General features: G+C 66.9%; 19 protein-coding genes. 7 read left to right on the top strand and 12 right to left on the bottom strand.

The annotated features are described in order from the left end of the window. Positions 1–159 precede the first annotated feature (159 nt). From kdpC to ACYP5B_RS40670, 7 genes are all read right to left on the bottom strand, one after another. Positions 160–777, bottom strand: coding sequence for a potassium-transporting ATPase subunit KdpC (kdpC, locus tag ACYP5B_RS40700; protein WP_400102012.1), 618 nt, complete (start codon positions 775–777; stop codon positions 160–162). Between the two features lie 57 nt (positions 778–834). Continuing rightward, the gene (gene kdpB, locus ACYP5B_RS40695; RefSeq protein ID WP_267606554.1) at positions 835–2,925 is read right to left on the bottom strand and encodes a potassium-transporting ATPase subunit KdpB; all 2,091 of its coding nucleotides are present in this window, start codon (positions 2,923–2,925) and stop codon (positions 835–837) included. 149 nt (positions 2,926–3,074) lie between these two features. Then, positions 3,075–4,895, bottom strand: a complete 1,821-nt coding sequence (kdpA, locus tag ACYP5B_RS40690) for a potassium-transporting ATPase subunit KdpA (RefSeq protein WP_400102013.1) — start codon at positions 4,893–4,895, stop codon at positions 3,075–3,077. Further along, complete coding sequence (gene kdpF, locus ACYP5B_RS40685; RefSeq protein WP_006164365.1) at positions 4,895–4,984, bottom strand: K(+)-transporting ATPase subunit F; 90 nt, start codon at positions 4,982–4,984, stop codon at positions 4,895–4,897. Before kdpF ends, kdpA begins: the two co-directional genes overlap by 1 nt. Next, positions 4,984–5,151 (bottom strand): hypothetical protein, encoded by a 168-nt coding sequence (locus ACYP5B_RS40680; protein ID WP_267605022.1) that lies wholly within the window; start codon positions 5,149–5,151, stop codon positions 4,984–4,986. Before ACYP5B_RS40680 ends, kdpF begins: the two co-directional genes overlap by 1 nt. A gap of 266 nt (positions 5,152–5,417) precedes the next feature. After that, complete coding sequence (locus ACYP5B_RS40675; RefSeq protein WP_459573415.1) at positions 5,418–7,505, bottom strand: hypothetical protein; 2,088 nt, start codon at positions 7,503–7,505, stop codon at positions 5,418–5,420. A 288-nt stretch (positions 7,506–7,793) separates the two neighbouring features. Beyond that, on the bottom strand, positions 7,794–8,765 hold the full coding sequence (locus tag ACYP5B_RS40670) for a magnesium and cobalt transport protein CorA (RefSeq protein ID WP_459573414.1): 972 nt from the start codon (positions 8,763–8,765) through the stop codon (positions 7,794–7,796). Between the two features lie 144 nt (positions 8,766–8,909). Between ACYP5B_RS40670 and minC the strand changes: the two genes are divergently transcribed. The 4 genes from minC (at position 8,910) to ACYP5B_RS40650 (ending at position 12,318) form a co-directional block, all read left to right on the top strand. Then, positions 8,910–9,734, top strand: a complete 825-nt coding sequence (gene minC / locus ACYP5B_RS40665; protein WP_400102016.1) for a septum site-determining protein MinC — start codon at positions 8,910–8,912, stop codon at positions 9,732–9,734. A 63-nt stretch (positions 9,735–9,797) separates the two neighbouring features. Beyond that, a complete protein-coding gene (gene minD, locus ACYP5B_RS40660) occupies positions 9,798–10,613 on the top strand; it encodes a septum site-determining protein MinD (RefSeq protein ID WP_267605014.1) in 816 nt (271 codons plus the stop codon). A gap of 15 nt (positions 10,614–10,628) precedes the next feature. After that, on the top strand, positions 10,629–10,883 hold the full coding sequence (gene minE / locus ACYP5B_RS40655; RefSeq protein WP_006164360.1) for a cell division topological specificity factor MinE: 255 nt from the start codon (positions 10,629–10,631) through the stop codon (positions 10,881–10,883). A 352-nt stretch (positions 10,884–11,235) separates the two neighbouring features. Continuing rightward, on the top strand, positions 11,236–12,318 hold the full coding sequence (locus ACYP5B_RS40650) for a porin (RefSeq protein ID WP_400102017.1): 1,083 nt from the start codon (positions 11,236–11,238) through the stop codon (positions 12,316–12,318). Positions 12,319–12,399: 81 nt separating this feature from the next. Here ACYP5B_RS40650 and ACYP5B_RS40645 read toward each other — a convergent pair whose 3' ends face one another. Together ACYP5B_RS40645 and ACYP5B_RS40640 are read right to left on the bottom strand one after the other, a co-directional pair. After that, on the bottom strand, positions 12,400–13,227 hold the full coding sequence (locus tag ACYP5B_RS40645; RefSeq protein ID WP_459573413.1) for a histidine kinase: 828 nt from the start codon (positions 13,225–13,227) through the stop codon (positions 12,400–12,402). 8 nt (positions 13,228–13,235) lie between these two features. Beyond that, positions 13,236–13,934 (bottom strand): response regulator transcription factor, encoded by a 699-nt coding sequence (locus ACYP5B_RS40640; RefSeq protein WP_400102022.1) that lies wholly within the window; start codon positions 13,932–13,934, stop codon positions 13,236–13,238. Between the two features lie 232 nt (positions 13,935–14,166). Here ACYP5B_RS40640 and ACYP5B_RS40635 point away from each other — a divergent pair, with 232 nt between their 5' ends. After that, positions 14,167–14,859 (top strand): response regulator transcription factor, encoded by a 693-nt coding sequence (locus ACYP5B_RS40635; RefSeq protein WP_459573411.1) that lies wholly within the window; start codon positions 14,167–14,169, stop codon positions 14,857–14,859. Positions 14,860–14,894: 35 nt separating this feature from the next. On the opposite strand, the gene ACYP5B_RS40630 is transcribed toward ACYP5B_RS40635, so the two are convergent. From ACYP5B_RS40630 to ACYP5B_RS40620, 3 genes are all read right to left on the bottom strand, one after another. Continuing rightward, on the bottom strand, positions 14,895–15,890 hold the full coding sequence (locus tag ACYP5B_RS40630) for a Bug family tripartite tricarboxylate transporter substrate binding protein (protein ID WP_400102020.1): 996 nt from the start codon (positions 15,888–15,890) through the stop codon (positions 14,895–14,897). Between the two features lie 150 nt (positions 15,891–16,040). Continuing rightward, on the bottom strand, positions 16,041–16,331 hold the full coding sequence (locus ACYP5B_RS40625) for a hypothetical protein (protein ID WP_267606552.1): 291 nt from the start codon (positions 16,329–16,331) through the stop codon (positions 16,041–16,043). Positions 16,332–16,368: 37 nt separating this feature from the next. Then, positions 16,369–17,382, bottom strand: a complete 1,014-nt coding sequence (locus tag ACYP5B_RS40620; protein ID WP_400095247.1) for an EamA family transporter — start codon at positions 17,380–17,382, stop codon at positions 16,369–16,371. A gap of 121 nt (positions 17,383–17,503) precedes the next feature. On the opposite strand from ACYP5B_RS40620, the gene ACYP5B_RS40615 reads away from it, so the two are divergent. Beyond that, complete coding sequence (locus ACYP5B_RS40615; RefSeq protein WP_400095245.1) at positions 17,504–18,082, top strand: MarR family winged helix-turn-helix transcriptional regulator; 579 nt, start codon at positions 17,504–17,506, stop codon at positions 18,080–18,082. A gap of 124 nt (positions 18,083–18,206) precedes the next feature. Next, a partial coding sequence (locus ACYP5B_RS40610; protein WP_459573410.1) for a M20/M25/M40 family metallo-hydrolase occupies positions 18,207–19,514 on the top strand: 1,308 nt, incomplete at its 3' end.

Here is a 19,514-nt window from a genome sequence, read left to right as displayed (position 1 = left end):
GGGGCGGCTTGGCTAGGAGCCACTGAAAGCGAAGCCAATGGTGTTTTCCAGCACGACGGCGTAGCCAGCGCCCGCCCTCCCCCCCAGCCCCGCATCCGCTGCGCGGGAGAGGGGAGCAAACCAGCGGGCATTGCTTGCGCGCCAATCCCCTCCCAAACCTCACTGCTTCTGGCCATCCAGCGCCAGATTCAACTTAAGCACATTCACCACCGGATCGCCCATCACCGCGAGCAGCGGCTTTTCCGTGTTGGCCGCAACCAGCGCCTGCACGCGCTCCAGCGGCAACCCGCGCACCCGGGCCACGCGCGCCGCCTGGTACTGCGCCGCGGCAGGGCTGATCTGCGGATCGAGGCCACTGCCGGAGGCCGTGACCAGATCCACCGGCACCGCCGCCTTGTTGTCGGGATCCGCCTCGCGCAGCGCGTCGATACGGGCGCGCGCGGCATCGGTCAGGGCCGGGTTGCTCGGGCCGAGGTTGGAGCCGGCGGAAGCCGCCGCGTTATAAGGCATGGGCGCGGTGGCTGACAAGCGGCCCCAGAAGTACTTCGGGTCCGAGAACGGCTGGCCGATCAGTTCCGAGCCGATGGCATGGCCGTCCTTGACGATCAGCGAGCCGGCCGCTTCATGCGGGAACACGGCGCGCGAGATGCCGGTGATCACGCCGGGGTACAACAGGCCGGTGACGGCCGACAGCACGACAAAAATCGTCAGCATGGGGCGCAGCAGGCCGCCCTGGATGGGCGTGGCGGGCTGGGCGGGTTGGACTTGCGTATTCATGGATTGCTCCGTTTATGTGCAGCGCGTGCGATGCTTGCGATGCGTGCGATGCTGCGCTCAGACCCAGCCGAACAGCGTGAGGATCATGTCGATCACCTTGATGCCGACAAAGGGCACCAGGATGCCGCCGAGGCCGTACACCAGCAGGTTGCGCCGCAGCAAGATGGCCGCGCCGAGCGGGCGATACACCACGCCGCGCAGCGCCAGCGGGATCAGCACCACGATGATCAGCGCGTTGAAGATCACCGCCGACAGGATGGCCGAGGCCGGCGTGGACAAGCCCATCACGTTGAGCTGGTTGAGCTGCGGGTACGTGGTGGCGAAGGCGGCCGGGATGATGGCGAAGTACTTGGCCACATCGTTGGCCACGCTGAAGGTGGTCAGCGAGCCACGCGTCATCAGCATCTGCTTGCCGATCTCGACGATCTCGATCAGCTTGGTCGGATTGCTGTCGAGGTCGACCATGTTGCCGGCTTCCTTCGCCGCCTGCGTGCCGCTGTTCATCGCCACCGCCACGTCGGCCTGCGCCAGCGCCGGGGCATCGTTGGTGCCGTCGCCGGTCATCGCCACCAGGCGGCCTTCGGCCTGGTAGTCGCGGATCAGCTTGAGCTTGGCTTCTGGCGTGGCTTCGGCGAGGAAGTCATCGACGCCGGCTTCCGCTGCGATCGACGCGGCGGTGAGGCGGTTGTCGCCGGTGATCATCACCGTCTTGATGCCCATCTTGCGCAGCTCGCCGAAGCGCTCGCGAATGCCGGACTTGACGATGTCCTTGAGCTCCACCACGCCGAGCACGCGCACGTTCTCGCCATTGCCGTCGGTGCTGGACTCAGCCACCACCAGCGGCGTGCTGCCGGCGCGGGCCACGTCGTCCACGGCCAGCATCACAGCGTCGGGGAACTTGCCGGCACGCTCGGTCACATACTTGCGCACGGCGTCGGCGGCGCCCTTGCGCACGCTGCGGCCGCCGGCATCCACGCCGCTCATGCGGGTCTGCGCGGTAAACGGCACGAAGATCGGGCGCAGCGCGCTGATATCGGGCGTGGCGGCGCCGGCCTGCTGGCGCGCCAGCGTGACGATGCTGCGGCCCTCCGGCGTTTCATCGGCCAGCGACGACAGCCAGGCGGCTTCGGCCAGTTGCTGCGCCGACACGCCGGGCGCGGCGATAAAGCGCGAAGCCTGGCGATTGCCGTGGGTGATGGTGCCGGTCTTGTCGAGCAGCAGCACGTCCACGTCGCCGGCGGCCTCCACCGCGCGGCCCGAGGTGGCGATCACGTTGGCTTCCATCATGCGGCTCATGCCGGCCACGCCGATGGCCGACAAGAGGCCGCCGATGGTGGTCGGGATCAGGCACACCAGCAGCGCGATCAGCACGGTGATGGTGACGGGCATGCCGGCCTTGGCGACGAACACGCTGTACACCGAGAACGGCTGCAGCGTGGCGGTGGCCAGCAGCAACACGATGGTCAACCCGACCAGCAGGATGGTCAGCGCCAGTTCGTTCGGCGTCTTCTGGCGCTTGGCGCCTTCCACCATGGTGATCATGCGGTCGATGAAGCTCTCGCCCGGATTGGTGGTGATGCGCACCACGATCCAGTCGGACAGCACGCGCGTGCCGCCGGTGACCGAAGAAAAGTCGCCACCGGATTCGCGGATCACGGGAGCCGATTCGCCGGTGATGGCGCTCTCGTCCACCGAGGCCACGCCTTCGATCACGTCCCCGTCGCCGGGCACCATGTCGCCGGCCTCGACCAGCACCACGTCGCCACGGCGCAGCGCGGCAGCACCGCGCGGCTCGGTGGCGCCGGCGGCGCGGTAGTCGCGCCGGCCTTCCTTGATCAGCTTGGCGGTGACCGTGGTCTTGAGTCCGCGCAACGCTTCGGCCTGCTGCTTGCTGCGCCCTTCTGCCAGCGCTTCGGCAAAATTGGCGAACAGCACGGTGAACCACAGCCACACCGACACGGCCAGGATAAAGCCGGCGCTCTCGCCGCCCGCCGTGGCGGGCGAGAACAGCGCGCGCAAGAACAGGATGGTAGTCAGGATGCTGCCCGCATAGACCACGAACATCACCGGGTTGCGCAACTGGTCGCGCGGCGAGAGCTTCTTCACCGCATCGAGCAGGGCGGGCTTGACCAGCTCGGGCGCGAACATGCCGCCGCGTGCCGGGCGATGATGGCCGCCACTCCTTTGCGTGGCCAGGCCCGGCGTGACCACGCTGGTTGCCTGGGTTGTGTTTGCCGGTGCCACGCCGGCGTTCTTGCCGCCCGTCACCATGGATTCTTGTTGCATGCGTTTCTCCATTACTTGCTCGCAGCCGAGACCACCGGCGCCTGCAGCTGCTCCGCCACCGGGCCCAGCGCCAGCGCCGGGATATAGGTAAGCGCGCCCACCATCAGCACCGAGCCGACCAGCAGCACCACGAACAGCGGGCCGTGCGTGGGCATGGTGCCGCCCGTCACCGGCAGCCTGCGCTTGGCAGCCAGCGAGCCCGCCATGGCCAGGATCGGCACGATGATCCAGAAGCGGCCGAACCACATCGCGGCGGCCAGCAGCACGTTGTAGAAGGGCGTGTTCGCCGACAAGCCGCCGAAGGCGCTGCCGTTGTTATTGGCCGCCGACGAGAGCGCGTAGAGGATTTCCGAGAAGCCGTGCGTGCCGGGGTTGAACACGCCCGCGCGGCCGGGCTCCACCATCACCGCCACCGCCGTGCCCAGCAGCACCAGCAGCGGCGTGACGAGGATCGCCACCGCGGTCATCTTCATCTCATAGGTTTCGATCTTCTTGCCCAGGTACTCCGGCGTGCGGCCGATCATCAGGCCCGCGATGAACACGGCGAGCACCGCGTACACCAGCATGCCGTACAGGCCCGAGCCAACCCCGCCGAACACCACCTCGCCAAGCTGTATCAGCAGCATCGGCACCAGCCCGCCGATGGCGGTGAAGGAGTCGTGCATGGCGTTGACCGCGCCGCACGACGCTGCCGTGGTGATGGTGGCGAACAGCGCGGTGGCGGCGATGCCAAAGCGCGTTTCCTTGCCTTCCATATTGCCGCCCGCCTGCAGCGCGCTGGCCGCGTGGTCGATCGGCAAACCCGCCAGCGCGGCGTTGGCCTGCTGCTCGGAGGCCGCCGCGACGCATGCCATCACGATGAAGATCACCGCCATCGAGGCCAGGATCGCCACGCCCTGGCGGCGGTCCTTGACCATCTCGCCGAAGGTGAAACACAGCGCTGCCGGGATCAGGAAGATGGCCAGCATCTGGATCAGGTTGGCGAGCTCGGTCGGGTTCTCGAAGGGATGCGCCGAGTTGGCGTTGAAGAAGCCGCCGCCGTTGGTGCCGAGCATCTTGATGGCTTCCTGCGAAGCCACCGGGCCCATTGCCAGCGTCTGCTTGTCGGTCTTCATGGCCTCCATCACCGGCGCGCCCTTGGCGTCGAGCACGGGCTGGCCGGCTGCGTCCACCTTGGGCTGGCTGTATTCGATGGGCGTGACCAGGCTGACTTCCTTGTAGCTGTCGAAATTCTGGATCACGCCTTGGCTGACCAGCGCCAGCGCGATCGCGGCAGCAATCGGCACCAGCACGTAGAGCGTGCAGCGCGTCATGTCCACCCAGAAGTTGCCGATGGTGGCCGCGCTCTGGCGCGCGAAGCCGCGGATCAGCGCGAACACCACGGCGATGCCGGTGGCCGCCGAGAAGAAGTTCTGCACCGTGAGCGCCAGCATCTGCGTGAGATAGCTCATGGTGGATTCGCCCGCGTAGCCCTGCCAGTTCGTGTTGGACACGAAGCTGATCGCGGTATTGAAGGCGGAATCCGGCGAGACCGCGCCGAAGCCTTGCGGGTTGAGCGGCAGCCAGACCTGCACGCGCTGCAGCACATAGACCGCCACCACGCCCAGCATGTTGAATGCGATGACCGCGATGGCATATTGCTTCCAGCCCATCTCGGCATTGGCGCGCACGCCGGCCACGCGATACAGCACGCGCTCGAACGGGCGGCCCCAGGCCGTGGCGCGGTAGCGGTCGTCTTCCATCGCGCGGCGGATATAGCGCCCCACGAAGGGCGCGAGCGCCAGCAGGATGGCAAGGTAGAGGACCAGTAGTCCCAGGAATTCGGTGGACATCAGAATTTCTCCGGCCGGAACAGGGCGATCAGGAGGTAGATAAAGACAGCAACGGCGAGCACGCCGCCCAACAGGTCAGCCCAGTCCATCACAGCCTCCTGTCCGTGGCGCTGTCCTTGCGGCGGGCGTCGGCGGCGTCTGCGCCCGGTCCCTCGGACGCTCCCGGCGGTTTGCCTGCGAGCGCGGCGCACAAGAGCAGCAGTGCGCCAGTCAGCGCACCAAACAGCAACAAACCAATGAAATAGATCCCGTCCATGGCAACACACCGTGAGTGATTCACAGATGGCAGATTAGGGATCGAGCGGTAAAAACGGGGTAGAGAGGGGAGGCGGAGGTGTAAAGAAAATATAAAAAACGCGTAAAAACGGCGCGAAAGCGCGTGGCGGCGCCGCCGCACGGCGCATGTGCCGGCTAGAAAAAAAGCCCCGCAGGCTTTTGGCCTTGCGGGGCTATGCAGGACGCCGAAGCCGGCTGTGGCGCCGGCCGCGTCAGGAGCGCCTGATCCGTTGAATCCGTTGTAGATCAGTTGTACGTGTAGACCGCCGACTTGTTGGTGTTATCCAGCATGCGATACCCGAACAGCAGGCCGCGCGTGGTGGTGGCCGTGAAGGCCGGCACCGCCGCATTGACCACGATCGAGGTCACGCCCTTGGGCGCAGGCGTGGACGTGCTCCAGGTCCCGATGCTGTCGACCGAGGTGGCGACGCTGCCGATCTGCTGGGCGGCCACGTTCTGCACCCAGTCCGCCGTCAGCGACGACTGCGCACCGGCCAGGCTGGCGTTTGACGGGTCCAGCGCGGCCAGCGACTTGCTGCCCAGCGTGTTCCACGGCAGGTTCACCCCTTGGGTGGCCGGCACGAGGTTGCTCAGCAGGGTCTTGGTGTAGCTGTAGGTCGGCGTGGTGTTGGTGCCGTGAAACAACTCGATACGGTACTTCGCACCCTTGACCACCTTGGAGGCATCGGCGTTGTCCGCCGCTTGCGCCCACACCAGGCTGGCGGGATTGCCCGCCAGGGTGCTGGCTGCGCTACCGCTGAGGCCGACGGTCCGCGAGAACCAGAAGTTCGGGCAGTTGTACGACGGCGAGGGCGGGCTGAACTCGTTGCCGCACTGGGCGGTGACGGGTACCGTGCCAGTCTTGTTGCTCACGTCCATGTAGGTCTGGCCCACCTCGGCCGAAACCGGCGCGATATAGACGATGCCATTGCTCGGTAAGCCGGGCCCGGTCACACGTGCATAGCTCAGGGGGGCGTTGTTGACGACGCTGCCCGGACCCTTGGCGTTGATCAGGAACTGGATGCCGCTCTGGAAGTGGCTGTAGTTGTTGTTGTTCTTGTTAAAGCCAGGGTTGAGCTGCTCGACGCGCCGGATCTGGAGCTTGAGCGTGACATCCACCGGCTGCTGGTTGCCGACCAGCCACCAGCTCGACGGATGCGCGCTGGTCGCGCCGCCCGCGATATCGCGTGCCGTGGTGATGATGTTGCCGGGATTGCCGCTGGCGTCCAGGTACTTGATGTTGAGGATGGCTTCGTCGCGCCCCGAGGCAGTCGATGCGGCGGGATAGAACGCCATGATTTCCGGCACGCTGAACTGGGCGTTCGTCATGGAATCGCTGGTCAGGATGCCATAGAGCAGTTGTCCGAAGTAGTAGCCGTTGTGCAGGAAGTCGACAGCGGCCGCGTTGCTGATGTCAGCAGCGATGTTCTGGCACGCGGACGCCACCCCGTTGACCTCCGGGCCGCCTTGCGAGGCGGGCAGCGTGGCATCGGAGGACGTCACGCGCTGCGAGACGGGCAGCGCAAAGCAGGCCGAGAACGCCTTGGCGACCGCCTGGGCTGCCTGCGGCAGGGCCGCGACGGCGGCGGGCGGCGCAGCGAGCGTGCCGCCCGTGCTGGTGGCGGTGGCGATGGCCACGGGCGTCGGGTTATCCACGGTGGCCAGCGCCAGCTTGCCGGTGGCCGGGTCCGTCACCACCTTGACGATATCGAGCAACTGGTCGGCGGTATTGCCGACACCGGCTGACGTTGCGGCCGTGATGGCGGTCGAGAACGGGTCGTAGCCGGCGGGGGCGCCGACGGCGGCGAGCACGCTGGCGAGCTGCGCGACCACGTTGGCGGTGACCTTTTGCAGGGCGGCCGCATCCACCGTCTTGCCGCTGACGAGCGTCAGCGGATTGCCGTCGGCGGCCAGCTGCGCCACGATGGCGGTGGTCAGCGGCGTGGCGTTGATGGTCAGCTTGGCGCCGGCAGCCGGCGTGACGGTGCTCACGCTGACCAGCGGGGCAGTGTTGCCCGTGGGATCCGTGACGACCACGAAGAACGGCGCGACCTCGCCCGTCTTCAGGGTGCAGGTGTAGCTGCCCAGGGCGCTAGTGGTGATCGCGGCTTCCTGGCAGGGCGATGCGCCCGCGCTATCGGTAATGGCCACGTTGGCGTTGGCGAGCGCGGCGCCGGTGGCGGCCGTGCCGGTCACCGCGGCCGCGGCCAGGACCGGCTTGTCGCCAGTGGAACCGCTGCTTGCGCTATCGCTGCCACCGCCGCCGCAGGCGGCCAGCGCCAGCAGCGCCGCGCCGCTCAGCGCGACCCCGAATGCCTGAAGTTGAAGCTTCATTGGATTTCTCCCCTGAGAATGGATTCCGGTGTTTCTTCTGCTTTTCTTTTTTGCCAGCGCCGTGCCGGCAATTTGATTTACGGCAGGACCTTGTTATTCGTTAGCCGGCCGATGGCAGCGGGCTTGCGTCCCCCGGCACGGGCAAGACTAAGCAGCCGGCCAGCAGGTGGGAATCCCATAAACATGGCATGGCGTCCCGCCCCGGACTGCGCGGGGAGGAATGGCAGGGAAAAACGGGGACTCTGTGGAGACGGCAGGCGTGGCAACCGGGCTGCCGCGCCGCGCAGGTCAGATCCAGCCCGACTTATGCAGCTTGCGCCAGAGCCCGCCGCAGGCCATCGCGGTCACCCCGATCACCACCGGATAGGCATAGTGGAACTTCAGCTCCGGCATGAAATTGAAGTTCATGCCGTACAAGCTGAACACCACGGTGGGAATCGCCAGGATGGCGCCCCAGCCGGCCAGGCGCTTGACCACTTCGTTCTGGCCCACCGTGACCAGCGCCAGGTTCACCTGCACCGCGGTGGTCAGCATCTCGCGCACCACGTCGAGCGTGCGCACCAGGCGGCTGGCATGGTCCTCGATGTCGCGGAAGTACGCACGCAGCTCCTTGGGCACCAGGTCCTCGTGCAAGCGGATCAGTTGCCCGCAGATCTCCTCGATCGGGTAGACCGCATTGCGCAGGCGCAGCACCTGGCGCTTGATGTGGTACAGGTGCTCGATCGCGGCGCGGTCGAACTCGTCGCGGAAGATGCCTTGCTCAAGCTGCTCGAAGGCATCCTCGAGCCGGGTGACGATGGGCATGTAGTGGTCCACCACGAAATCCATCAACGCGTAGAGCACGTAGCCCGGGCCGTTGGCCAGCGCGCGCGCGTCGCTCTCGCAGCGCTCGCGCACCGGCGCGTAGCTGCTGCTCACGCCGTGACGGACCGACACCACATAGTTGGGGCCGACGAACAGGTGGGTCTCGCCCACCACCACCTCCTCGTCCACCAGTTGTGCGGTGTTCAGCACGAGGAAGATGGAGTCGCCGTAGGTCTCCAGCTTTGGGCGCTGGTGGGCGTCCAGGGCATCCTCCACCGCCAGGTCGTGCAGGCCAAATTCCTGCTGCACCTTGCGCAGCAGGGGCAGGTCCGGTTCGTGCAAGCCCAGCCAGACGAAGGTGCCGGGGACAGCGATTGCGTCGCTGATCTGGTCCAGGGCGACATCGCCCACGCGCTTGCCGCTGCGGTAGGCCACACTGTTGACGATCGCGCCCATGGCTACTCCGTTGTTCAGATGGCGCAATCGTAACAAGAGCGCCGTCAACGCGCCGCATCCGGCACTGGTCTCCTATCATCCGGCATTTGTTACAGTTCTGCACCCAGACGAAGTTAGAATGTCCCATTTCCACGGTCACCGACTATGTCCCAGAAGAAATCGCCACGCTTCGAGCTGCGCAGTGGCAATGTCGACGCCCTCCTTCTCGCTCTCAAGACCACTGACATCGCGGCGCTGCGTGACGATCTCCTGTCCCGTTTCGAATCGACCCCCGATTTCTTCTCCAACGATGTGGTGGCCCTGGACCTGCGCCGGCTGGAAGGCGACGACCGGGTAGCCCTGGACACGGTGATCGAGACCCTGGCCCTGCTCAAGGCCCGCGCCATCGGCGTGGTGGCCCGCGAGGCACAGCGGGGCTGGGCCGAGTCGTTCGGCCTGCCGCTGCTGGATAGCCAGGGCCGGCGCGGCGGCCGGGACGAAGCCCCGCAGGCCGAACCAGCCGCGCCGGCAGGCCCCTCGCCCGCCGAAGCACTGGCCGACGCCCAGGCTGCGGCTCAGGCCGAGGCAAAGGCCGCGGCCGCCGAAGTGGAAGCCGCCGCCGCGGCTGCCATCGCCGAAGCCGCGTCGCGCAGCCTGCCCACCATGCTGATCGACAAGCCGCTGCGCTCCGGCCAGCAGATCTATGCCGCCGGCGACGTGGTGATCCTCGACCTGGTCAGCTACGGCGCCGAGGTCATCGCCGAAGGCAATATCCATATTTATGCCCCGCTGCGCGGCCGCGCGCTGGCGGGGGTCAAGGGCTACGCGCAGGCGCGGATCTTCTGCACCTGCCTGGAGCCCGAACTGCTCTCCATCGCCGGCATCTACCGCACCGCCGAACTGCCGCTGCCCGCCGACGTGCTGGGCAAGTCGGCCCAGGTGCGGCTGTCCGGGGAGAAACTGATTCTCGAACCGCTCCGGATGAAGTAACACCCGCCGCCGAGCCCAAACCAAAAGCAGCGCAAGCTTCAACCATTACTGGATCCAAGAGCCATGGCAAAAATCATCGTTGTGACCTCCGGCAAGGGAGGCGTAGGCAAGACCACCACCAGCGCCAGCTTTTCCGCCGGCCTGGCCCTGCGTGGCCATAAGACTGCCGTGATCGATTTCGACGTCGGCCTGCGCAACCTCGACCTGATCATGGGTTGCGAGCGTCGCGTGGTGTATGACCTGGTCAACGTGGTACAGGGCGAAGCCAACCTGAACCAGGCGCTGATCAAGGACAAGAAGTGCGAGAACCTGTTCATCCTGCCGGCCTCGCAGACGCGCGACAAAGACGCGCTCACCAAGGAAGGCGTGGAGAAGGTCATCAATGGCCTGATCGACATGGGCTTCGAGTTCATCGTCTGCGACTCGCCCGCGGGCATCGAGTCCGGCGCCCTCCTGGCCATGTATTTCGCCGACGAGGCCCTGGTCGTGACCAACCCCGAGGTGTCCTCGGTGCGCGACTCGGACCGCATCCTGGGCATCCTGTCGTCCAAGACCAAGCGCGCTGCCGAAGGCGGCGACCCGATCAAGGAACACCTGCTGATCACGCGCTACAACCCGAAGCGCGTGCACGGCGGCGAAATGCTGTCGCTTACCGATATCCAGGAAATCCTGCGCATCAAGCTGATCGGCGTGGTGCCGGAATCCGAAGCCGTGCTGCACGCGTCCAACCAGGGCACGCCGGCCATCCACCTGGAAGGCTCCGACGTGGCCGACGCCTATGGTGACCTGGTGGACCGCTTCCTCGGCAAGGACAAGCCGATGCGCTTTGTCGACTATCAAAAGCCGGGGCTGCTCTCGCGCATCTTCGGCAACAAGTAAGGGGGGTCTACCATCATGTCGATTCTGTCCTTCCTGCTCGGCGAGAAGAAGAAGTCCGCCTCGGTTGCCAAGGAGCGGTTGCAGATCATCCTCGCCCATGAACGCACCGGCCATTCCGCGCCGGCCGATTACCTTCCCGCCCTGCAGCGCGAGCTGGTCGCGGTGATTTCGAAGTATGTCAAGATCAGCGACCAGGACCTGCGCGTGAGCCTGGAACGCCAGGACAATCTCGAGGTGCTCGAGGTCAAGATCGAGATCCCACAGGGATAACCCTGAGCCGGGCCAGCGGTCACCGGCCCGCGCTTCAAGCGGCGGCGCTTCACCATGAAACGCCCGCCTGGCCAGCCTTGGCAGCCGGAGCGCGCTCGCGCTGCCGGCACCATCCCCACGGCCGTGGGGTGCACGAGTAGCGCTGGCTTCATCTCGCGATGCACCATTATGTAAATTTGTCGCGGCGTCGCAACGCTTTTGCACCAATTGCCGGCTTAGAGGCTGTCAACGGTGTGCATTAGTGTCTAAATCTTTTCTGTTTTGTTAAATTTTCGCGGGCGTTTACACGAAACGTAAACTCGTCCGCCGTCGCGATCCGGCCGCGGACACCACAGAATAGAAAAGGAGCCATATGAAGAAATCAGCCCTCACCCTTGCACTTGGTACGCTGCTGGCCGGCAGCGCCTACGCCCAATCGTCGGTGACCCTGTACGGTATCGTCGACCAGAGCCTGCGCTACACCAACAATTCGAACGCCAACAATGACAGCCTGTACCAGCTGACCAACGGCGCCATCACCAACAGCCGCTGGGGCATCAAGGGCACCGAAGCCTTGGGCAACAACCTGAAGGCGATCTTCCAACTGGAAAACGGCTTCGATCCGGATACCGGCAGGGCTAACCAAGGTGGTCGTCTGTTCGGCCGTCAGGCATATGTGGGCCTGGCCGGCGACTTCGGCACTATCAAGCTGGGCCGCCAGTACACCGAGGGCTTTACCTTCTTCGGCGACTACGATCCGCTGACCATCGGCAACTACACCGGCAATGCCTGGCCGTTCTTCCTGACGAACTTCCGCAATGACAATGTGGTCAGCTATGACGGCAAGTTCGGCGGCCTGAACGTGGGCGCCAGCTACGGCTTTGGTGAAAAGGCTGGCTCCTTCACCTCTTCGCAATACTGGGGCACCCGCGCTGCGTACACCGTCGGCCCGTTCGGCTTCGGTGGCGTGTTCCAGGAAGTCCGCGACACCAACGGCAACAAGCAGCAAATGTGGGGCGCGGCAGGTCGGTACAGTATCGGCCCGGCCAAGGTATTCCTGGGCTACGTGGGTGGCAAGGACCGCACCGGTTCCGTCGACGCCAGCCTGAACGGCGACGCCCTGGCCGCTGGGACCGCCAACCCGGTCCCGGTGGGCAGCTTCACCTCGAACCCGCGCAAGGACATCATCGGTTACCTGGGCCTGACTTACCAGGTCACCCCGGCGCTGGCCCTGACCGGCGTGTTCTACGGCGACCATGTCAAGAACGCGAACGGCGTGTCCAACAACCAAGGCAACCGCTACACCGGCGTGCTGCTGGCCGAGTACTCGCTGTCCAAGCGCACCCAGGTCTACGGCACTGTGGACTACAACAAGTTGACCGGCGGTACGAAGACCGAACTGCCGGGCAAGAACAACCAGACCGGTGCGGCCGTCGGTATTCGCCACATTTTCTGATTGTCCCTTCAGGCTTGCCCCCCGCTCGGGCGGGGGACACGTCAGACGACAAGAAAGCACCTTCGGGTGCTTTTTTGTTTTTCATGGCAGCACCGGCAGGCGCAGATGCCAGGTGACGCGCCGATCGGCATCGGTTTCGGCACTGCCGCCGGCGTCGAGCGCGCCGCCATGGCGCAGCAGCACGCGGCGGCAGAACTGCAGCGCCGGCGCATCGCCACGCGCCGCCTGCCACGCATCGGCATCGGGCACGAAGGCGATGGATATCCGGCAGATGCGGCCGTCGAGCCATTGGCGCACCCGCGGCGCCGTGCTTGCGGCAGAGGACAATGCCAGCGCCATCAGCAAGCGTAGGGCTTCGGGCAGCATGGCGGCATCGCCGCGTATCCAGACCTTGCGCCCCGCCAGGTCGAGCTCGAGCTCGGGCGCGGGCGCGGGCGCGGGCCCCGCAGTCTGCCAGAGCGTATCGGCTGACTCGCGCAGCAGCGCCGTCAGCTCCAGTATCTCCATGTGGTAGCCATGGGCAAGCTCGCGCAGCAGCCGTGCGATATCGTCGGTCAGGCGCAGCGACGCCTGCGCATAGCCCGCCGTCTGCGCCACGAAGGCCTCGAATGCGCAGGCGGACGGCGCGCCCTGCTGCAATTGCGCCAGCGCCAGGATGGCACTCTGCGGCGCGCGCAGATCGTGCGACAACGCGCGCATGGCGGTTTGCCAGGAGGCCAGCGCCGCGCTCTCGCAGGTCGCCGCGTCGATGGCGCCGCCGACAGGCAGCATGGCGCGGATGGCGGCCATGCCCGCGGGCTTGTCGCGTCCGCCCTCCCCCCTGCCGGCCTCCATCCTCTGCGCGATACGCTCCAGGCAAAGCGCGGCCGCGCGCAAGCCCGCCACCCATCGCAGGATTTCACGGCGCATCCACGCCGTCATTGCGCGGCGCTGGTCAGCTCCAGCCTGTAGCCATGCGTGTAGACGGGCAGCAGCCGCAGCCCGTGCTCCGGGTGCAGGGCCAGCTTGCTGCGCACGCGCGACATATGGGTATCGATGGTGCGCGACAGCGGCGAGATCTCGCGCCCCCAGACCGCCGCCACGATATGGTCGCGCGACACGATGCGGCCTTCGTTGCGAAACAGCAGCACGGCCAGGTCGAACTCCTTGGGGGTCAGCCTGAGCGGCTGGGCGCGATGCGCCACCGTGCGCGCGGCGCAGTCGATGACGTAATCGGCCAGCGCTACCTGCGCGCGGCCGCTGCCGGGGTCCGGATAGGCGCGGCGCAGCAGCGAATGGGTGCGCGCCAGCAGCTCGCCGCGGCGCACCGGCTTGAGCATGTAGTCGTCGGCGCCGGTGGCGAGGCCATCGACGACGTCTTCCTCCGCCACGCGGCAGGTCAGGAACATCACCGGCACGCGCCGGTCCAGGTTGGCGCGCACCCAGGTCAGGACCTCCTTGCCGGAGAGATCCGGCATCTGCCAGTCGAGCAGCAGCAGGTCGAAGTTTTCCTCGCGCAGTTGCAGCAGCAGGTCGCGGCTGCGCGTGAAGGTGGTGCAGGCATGCCCGGCCTCGCCGAGTATCTGCCGGATCAGGGCCGCCTCGGCGGGTTCGTCTTCCAGTGAAGCGATCTTCATACCCATGCAATTTGGCCGGAAAGGCTTGGACGCCTGCCGGTCTCGCGGTGATTGGCGCGGTCGGCGCCAGGGAATGACCCGACGATGCGGGGCTATCCGTCATTAAAAACCGCGGGAGAAGTCTTTCGGATGAGAATTTTCGTAATCTGCGGCGGAGGCTTCCTTTAACTGTCCGCGACGCGGGCCGCGACGCTAAGATGCCCTGGCAATGCCGCGCACGAGGAGAGAGTTCATGCGAGTCGCAGTACTGGAGGACAACCCGGCAAGAGCCATCCTGCTGGAGCAGACGCTCAGGCTCGGCGGCCATGAGGCGGTGCGCTTTCGCGAAGGGGGCGCGCTGATGCAGGCGCTGCGCAACGAGCCATACGCGCTGTTGCTGATGGCCTGGGAGATTCCCGGCATCCCGGCGCGTGACGTCTTGCTGTGGATACGCCGTACCCTCGGCAATGAATTACCGGTGATGCTGCTGAGCCAGCACGATGACGACGACCATATCGCCCGATGCTTCGCCCATGGCGCGGATGCCTTCCTGCCGGCCCCGGTGCGCCGCGCCGAGCTGGCGGCGCGCGTCGATGCGCTGCTGCGGCGCATGGCGCCGGTGGCGCCGGCCTGCGGCGACCTGAAGCTGGGCGCTTACCGCTTTGTGCTGGCTGAGCGGCGCGCCTTCGTCAACGGCCGCCTGGTCAAGCTGGCGCCCAAGGAGTATGAGCTGGCGGTCTTGCTGTTCCGCCATGCCGGCCAGTTGTTGCTGCGCCAGACCATCGAGGAATCGGTCTGGCGCCGCGGCGTGCCGCCGGCATCGCGCACGGTGGACAGCCACCTGTCGCGCGTGCGCACCAAGCTGGCGCTGGAGCCGCGCAACGGCGTGCGCCTGTCGGCGGTGTATGCCACCGGCTGCCGGCTGGACCTGATCGAGCAGCCGTGATGCGGCCGCTCGTCCTGCTCGCCGGCCTTGTCCCGTCAGTCCGCCTTGATGCCCGCTTCCTTCACGATGCGGGCGTTGTCGTCATATTCCGCATGGATGGCCTTGGCGAACTGCGCGGCGGTGCCGCCGGTGGGGACTTCGCCGCCCTTGAGCAGGCGCTCGCGCACCTCGGGCTCTTGCAGGGCCTTGTTCAGTTCGGCATTCAGCCGGGTAATGATGGCTACCGGCGTGTGGGCGGGCGCGAAGATGCCGAAGGTGGAAGTAAGGTTGGCTTTCGGATACCCCAGCTCGGCAAAGGTCGGCACATTGGGCAGCGACTCGATGCGCTTGGGCGCGCCCACCGCCAGCGGGCGCAGCCGGGCAGCCTGCATATGCTGGGTCAGCATGGGGCTGGCGTTGGTGCTCATCACCTCGAACTGGCCGCCGAGGGCGTCGTTCATCTGCTGGCCCGCGCCCTTGTAGGGGATCAGGGTCAGGTCGGCCTTGGCCTTGGACTTGATCTGCTCCAGCATGACATGGCCCACCGTGCCCAGGCCCGACGTGGCCCAGCGCACCGAGCCAGGCTTGGCCTTGGCTTGCGCCAGCAGGTCCTGGAACGACTTGCCGCCGAAGCTCGACGTGGCGATCACCAGCACCGGCGAGTACATCACGCTCATGACCGGCGCGATGTCGCGCTGCGGATCGTAGTTGACGCGGCCCACGTGCGGATTGAGCGTGAGCGGGCTGGTCGAGGCAAAGCCCAGCGTATAGCCGTCCGGCGCGGCCTTGGCCACGGCGTCGATGCCGATGCTGCCGCCCGCGCCCGCCTTGTTTTCCACCACCACCGAGGCGCCCATCTGGGCCGACAGGCGCTCGCCGAGCGCGCGCGCCACGGTGTCGCTGATGCCGCCGGTGGGATAGGCCACGATCAGCCGGATCGGGCGCGCGGGATACGTGTTAGCGGCGTCAGCGGCGTTGGCGAGCGGGCTCGCCAGGGCGGCGGCAACCACGGAGGCAGCAGCCAGCAGGGGAATTCGGTGGGAAGCGGACATGGAGGGAACGACGAGGACAACGGTTGGGAGACGGAACGACGGAACAACGGAACAACGGAACAGCGGAACTACGGAACTTGGCCGCGCTGGCGCCGCCGGGCGGCCCGGGACCGGGCGCTGGCCCGTCAGCACGCCTGCGGGAAACAGGCGCTATGTTATCCGATCGGCGCCGCGGCCCAACGGGCGGTCCGGCACCCACGAGACAAAGAGCTCGTTGGCGCGGTCATAGAGCCGCCATACGGTGCCGCACTCGCGGCAGGTGAACGTGAGCATGCTGAACGGCACGCCCGCGGCGCTCTGGCTGACCAGCGGCGCGGTGTGCTTGAGCACGAGCCGCTCATGCGGCTCGCGCCGGCGGGAATCCGCCGCTAGCGCCAGGCAGTGATCGCAAGCGGGCCGGGTGGGGGTGGGGGAAGGTACGGCAGGCGTCATGCCCGCCATGATGCCGCAAAAACGGAGCGCCATTCACCCTTGTCATTCACCCTTGCCGCTGCGGCAACGGCGGATGCGCCCTATCGGAGCCCCCGGCAGCGGCCTGCGCCGCCTTCGGCGCGCGCTGCCCCAGCCACACGCTGGCCAGCACCAGCAGCGCGCCGGCCATCTGCGCCGGGCTCAGGGTCTGGCCTAGCACCAGGAAGCCCAGCACGGTCGCGCTAACGGGGCTGAGCAGGCCAAGCGCGGAGACCGCGGCGGTCGGCAGGCGGCCGATGCCGCGGAACCAGAATGCATAGCTCACGCCGGCGCCCGCCACGCACAGCCACATGTAGCCAAGCACGTTGGGCAGCGTCAGGCGCGCCGGCAGCGTCTCGAAGGCCAGCGCAAACGGCAGCAGGAACAAGGCGCCCGCGGTGAGCTGCCACGCGGTGAGCACCAGCGGCGAGACCGGCGGGCGCCAGCGCTTGGCGAGCACCGTGCCCACCGCCATCGACACCGCGCCGGCCGCAGCCGCCGCCACGCCCACGGCATCCAGCCGCGCGGCGGGCCCCAGCACCAGCAAGGCCACGCCGCCAATGCCGCCTAGCCCCGCCAGCCACGCAGCCAGATGCGGCCGCGCGCCCAGCAGCAGCCACGCCAGCAGCACCACCAGCAGGGGCTGGATTGCGCCCACGGTGGCCGCCACGCCGCCCGGTAGCCGATAGGCGGCGATAAACAGCATGGCCTGGAACAGGCCAATGTTGAGCACGCCCAGCACCGCCGCCTTCCACCACCAGCCGCCGCGCGGCAGTTGCCGGCCCCACGCCAGCATCGCCAGGCCGGCCGGCAGCGCGCGAATCACGCCGGACAGCAGCGGCTGTCCCGGCGGCAGCCACTGGCTGGTGATCAGGTAGGTACTGCCCCAGATCAGGGGCGCCGAAGCGGTCAGCAGGACATCCGCCGTACGTACCTGGACCTGCGGCGCATCCGTGGAGGACGACGTGGTGGACGTGCAGGACGACGAGGATGGGAGCGCCGCGAGCAGAGCTGGCGAGGCGGGCTGGGCGTCGGGCTTCATGTCGTCATGCCTCCATTTTTCTTCAGGCAAATATTCTTGATATCAAGATATAAATCTCACTTTACGAACTGGACGCCTTGATGTCAAGATTCTCGTCATCCAGGATAAACAGCAGCCCACCATGGCCACTCGCGGCAAACCCAAGGCAAGCGGCGCGACGGCGCCCTCCCCTAAAGCCGGCAACGACGATGCACCCGAAGGCGGGGGTGATCGCGTCGACCGCATCCTGGCCCAGTGGGCACGCGAGCGCCCTGACCTAGACGCCGCGCCGATGGGCATCATCGGCCGGGTCTGGCGCCTGGCGCGCCACACCGATCGCGCGGTGGAGTCCGCGCTGGCGCCGACCGGCCTGAATACCTGGGAGTTCGACGTGCTGGCCACGCTGCGCCGCTCCGGCCCGCCCTATGCGCTGTCGCCGGGCGCGCTGATCGATTCGCTGATGATCACCTCGGGCACCATGACCAACCGGATCGACCATCTGGAGCGCGCCGGGCTGGTGCGCCGCAGCCCCAACCCGGACGACCGGCGCGGGCTGCTGATCGAGCTGACCCAGCCGGGCCGCACCCGCATCGACCACGCGCTGGAGGTGCACGTGGCCAATGAGCATCGCTTGCTCGAAGGGCTCTCGGCCGCCGAGCGCAAGCAGCTGGCAAGCCTGCTGCGGCGCTGGCTGCAAGGCTTCGAGGCGGCCGACGAATAGCGCGGCCGAAAGGCGCGTCGCAGCGATGCGTGCGCCCCGCCTGGCACGAACCCTGCACCCCGCCTTGCCCTTTACCCGTTTCCCCTCACTGCGTTTTTCCTCACTGCACCACGGAGCCCACCGCATGCGTTTGACCGTTACCCCGCACACCAGCGCGTTTTCCCCTCGTCCCTCCTTGAAGGCGGCCGCAGCGCTCGCCGCCCTGCTTTGCGCTGCTGCCGCGCAAGCGGCGCCGGTGGAGCCCGCCTACCAGCTGTCCCAGCAAGAAAAGCCGGCACTGATCGCCACGCTCAAAGACCTGGTCTCGATCGAATCCGGCAGCAAGGACATCGAAGGGCTGGACCGCATCGCCACGCTGATCCGCGACCGCCTGGCCGCGATGGGCGGCGACGCGCAGCTGATCGAGCCCACCGAGGTCTACCGCATGGAAGACACGCCCAAGCAGGTAGGCAAGATGGTGATGGCGCAGTTCAAGGGCACGGGCAAGCGCAACATCATGCTGATCGGCCACATGGACACGGTCTACCTGCGCGGCATGCTGGCGCAGCAGCCCTTCCGCGTCGACGGCGAGCGCGCCTATGGCCTGGGCATCGCTGACGACAAGAACGGCGTGGCGGTGATCCTGCATACGGTGGCCATCCTGCAGAAGATGGGCTTCAAGGACTACGGCACGCTGACCGTGCTGATCAACGGCGACGAGGAAATCAGCTCGCCGGGCGCGCGCGCCATGCTGACCAGGATGGGCAGCCAGCAAGACGCGGTGTTCTCCTGCGAAGCCACGCGCGTGACCGGCGACCGCCTGTCGCTCGCCACCAGCGGCATCGGTGCCATCTCGCTGACCGTGCACGGCAAAGCCTCGCACGCCGGCAGCTCGCCCGAGAACGGCCGCAACGCACTGTATGAACTGTCGCACCAGATCCTGCAGATGCGCGACCTGTCCAACCCCGAGAGCGGGCTCAAGGTGAACTGGACAATTTCCTCCGCCGGCACCAACCGCAACGTGATCCCCGCCATCGCCACGGCCCAGGCCGATGTGCGCGTGCTGCGCACCGCCGACTACGACAGCCTGGAACGCACGCTGCCCGAACGCGTGAAGAAGCAACTGATCCCCGATACCAAGGTCGAGGTCAAGTTCGAACGCCGCCGCCCGCCACTGGAAGTCACCGACGCCGCGCGCAAGCTGGCCGCGCACGCGCAAGGCGTGTACGCGGAGATCGGCGAGAAGCTGGCCGTGTACGACACCGCCGAGGGCGGCGGCACCGATGCCGCGTTCGCCGCGGCCGCCACCAAGGCACCGGTGATCGAGCGCTTCGGCCTGCGCGGCTTTGGCGCGCATTCCAACGATGCGGAATACGTCGACCTCAACTCGGTCACGCCGCGCCTGTACCTGCTCACGCGCATGATCATGGACGTGTCGCAGGACAAGACCGGC

This window comes from Cupriavidus sp. 8B, from assembly GCF_054589115.1.
This window is presented reverse-complemented; position numbering and strand designations above follow the sequence as displayed.

What these genes read in the sequence shown, in the direction of transcription:
- minD (WP_267605014.1), top strand. Translation starts at nt 9,798, where the DNA reads ATGGCAAAAATCATCGTTGTGACCTCCGGCAAGGGAGGCGTAGGCAAG.
- minE (WP_006164360.1), top strand. Translation starts at nt 10,629, where the DNA reads ATGTCGATTCTGTCCTTCCTGCTCGGCGAGAAGAAGAAGTCCGCCTCG.
- ACYP5B_RS40620 (WP_400095247.1), bottom strand. Translation starts at nt 17,382, where the DNA reads ATGAAGCCCGACGCCCAGCCCGCCTCGCCAGCTCTGCTCGCGGCGCTC.
- kdpF (WP_006164365.1), bottom strand. Translation starts at nt 4,984, where the DNA reads ATGGACTGGGCTGACCTGTTGGGCGGCGTGCTCGCCGTTGCTGTCTTT.
- kdpA (WP_400102013.1), bottom strand. Translation starts at nt 4,895, where the DNA reads ATGTCCACCGAATTCCTGGGACTACTGGTCCTCTACCTTGCCATCCTG.
- ACYP5B_RS40625 (WP_267606552.1), bottom strand. Translation starts at nt 16,331, where the DNA reads ATGGCGGGCATGACGCCTGCCGTACCTTCCCCCACCCCCACCCGGCCC.
- ACYP5B_RS40645 (WP_459573413.1), bottom strand. Translation starts at nt 13,227, where the DNA reads ATGCGCCGTGAAATCCTGCGATGGGTGGCGGGCTTGCGCGCGGCCGCG.
- ACYP5B_RS40670 (WP_459573414.1), bottom strand. Translation starts at nt 8,765, where the DNA reads ATGGGCGCGATCGTCAACAGTGTGGCCTACCGCAGCGGCAAGCGCGTG.
- ACYP5B_RS40630 (WP_400102020.1), bottom strand. Translation starts at nt 15,890, where the DNA reads ATGTCCGCTTCCCACCGAATTCCCCTGCTGGCTGCTGCCTCCGTGGTT.
- ACYP5B_RS40675 (WP_459573415.1), bottom strand. Translation starts at nt 7,505, where the DNA reads ATGAAGCTTCAACTTCAGGCATTCGGGGTCGCGCTGAGCGGCGCGGCG.
- ACYP5B_RS40640 (WP_400102022.1), bottom strand. Translation starts at nt 13,934, where the DNA reads ATGAAGATCGCTTCACTGGAAGACGAACCCGCCGAGGCGGCCCTGATC.
- ACYP5B_RS40650 (WP_400102017.1), top strand. Translation starts at nt 11,236, where the DNA reads ATGAAGAAATCAGCCCTCACCCTTGCACTTGGTACGCTGCTGGCCGGC.
- ACYP5B_RS40615 (WP_400095245.1), top strand. Translation starts at nt 17,504, where the DNA reads ATGGCCACTCGCGGCAAACCCAAGGCAAGCGGCGCGACGGCGCCCTCC.
- kdpC (WP_400102012.1), bottom strand. Translation starts at nt 777, where the DNA reads ATGAATACGCAAGTCCAACCCGCCCAGCCCGCCACGCCCATCCAGGGC.
- ACYP5B_RS40635 (WP_459573411.1), top strand. Translation starts at nt 14,167, where the DNA reads ATGCGAGTCGCAGTACTGGAGGACAACCCGGCAAGAGCCATCCTGCTG.
- minC (WP_400102016.1), top strand. Translation starts at nt 8,910, where the DNA reads ATGTCCCAGAAGAAATCGCCACGCTTCGAGCTGCGCAGTGGCAATGTC.
- kdpB (WP_267606554.1), bottom strand. Translation starts at nt 2,925, where the DNA reads ATGTTCGCGCCCGAGCTGGTCAAGCCCGCCCTGCTCGATGCGGTGAAG.
- ACYP5B_RS40680 (WP_267605022.1), bottom strand. Translation starts at nt 5,151, where the DNA reads ATGGACGGGATCTATTTCATTGGTTTGTTGCTGTTTGGTGCGCTGACT.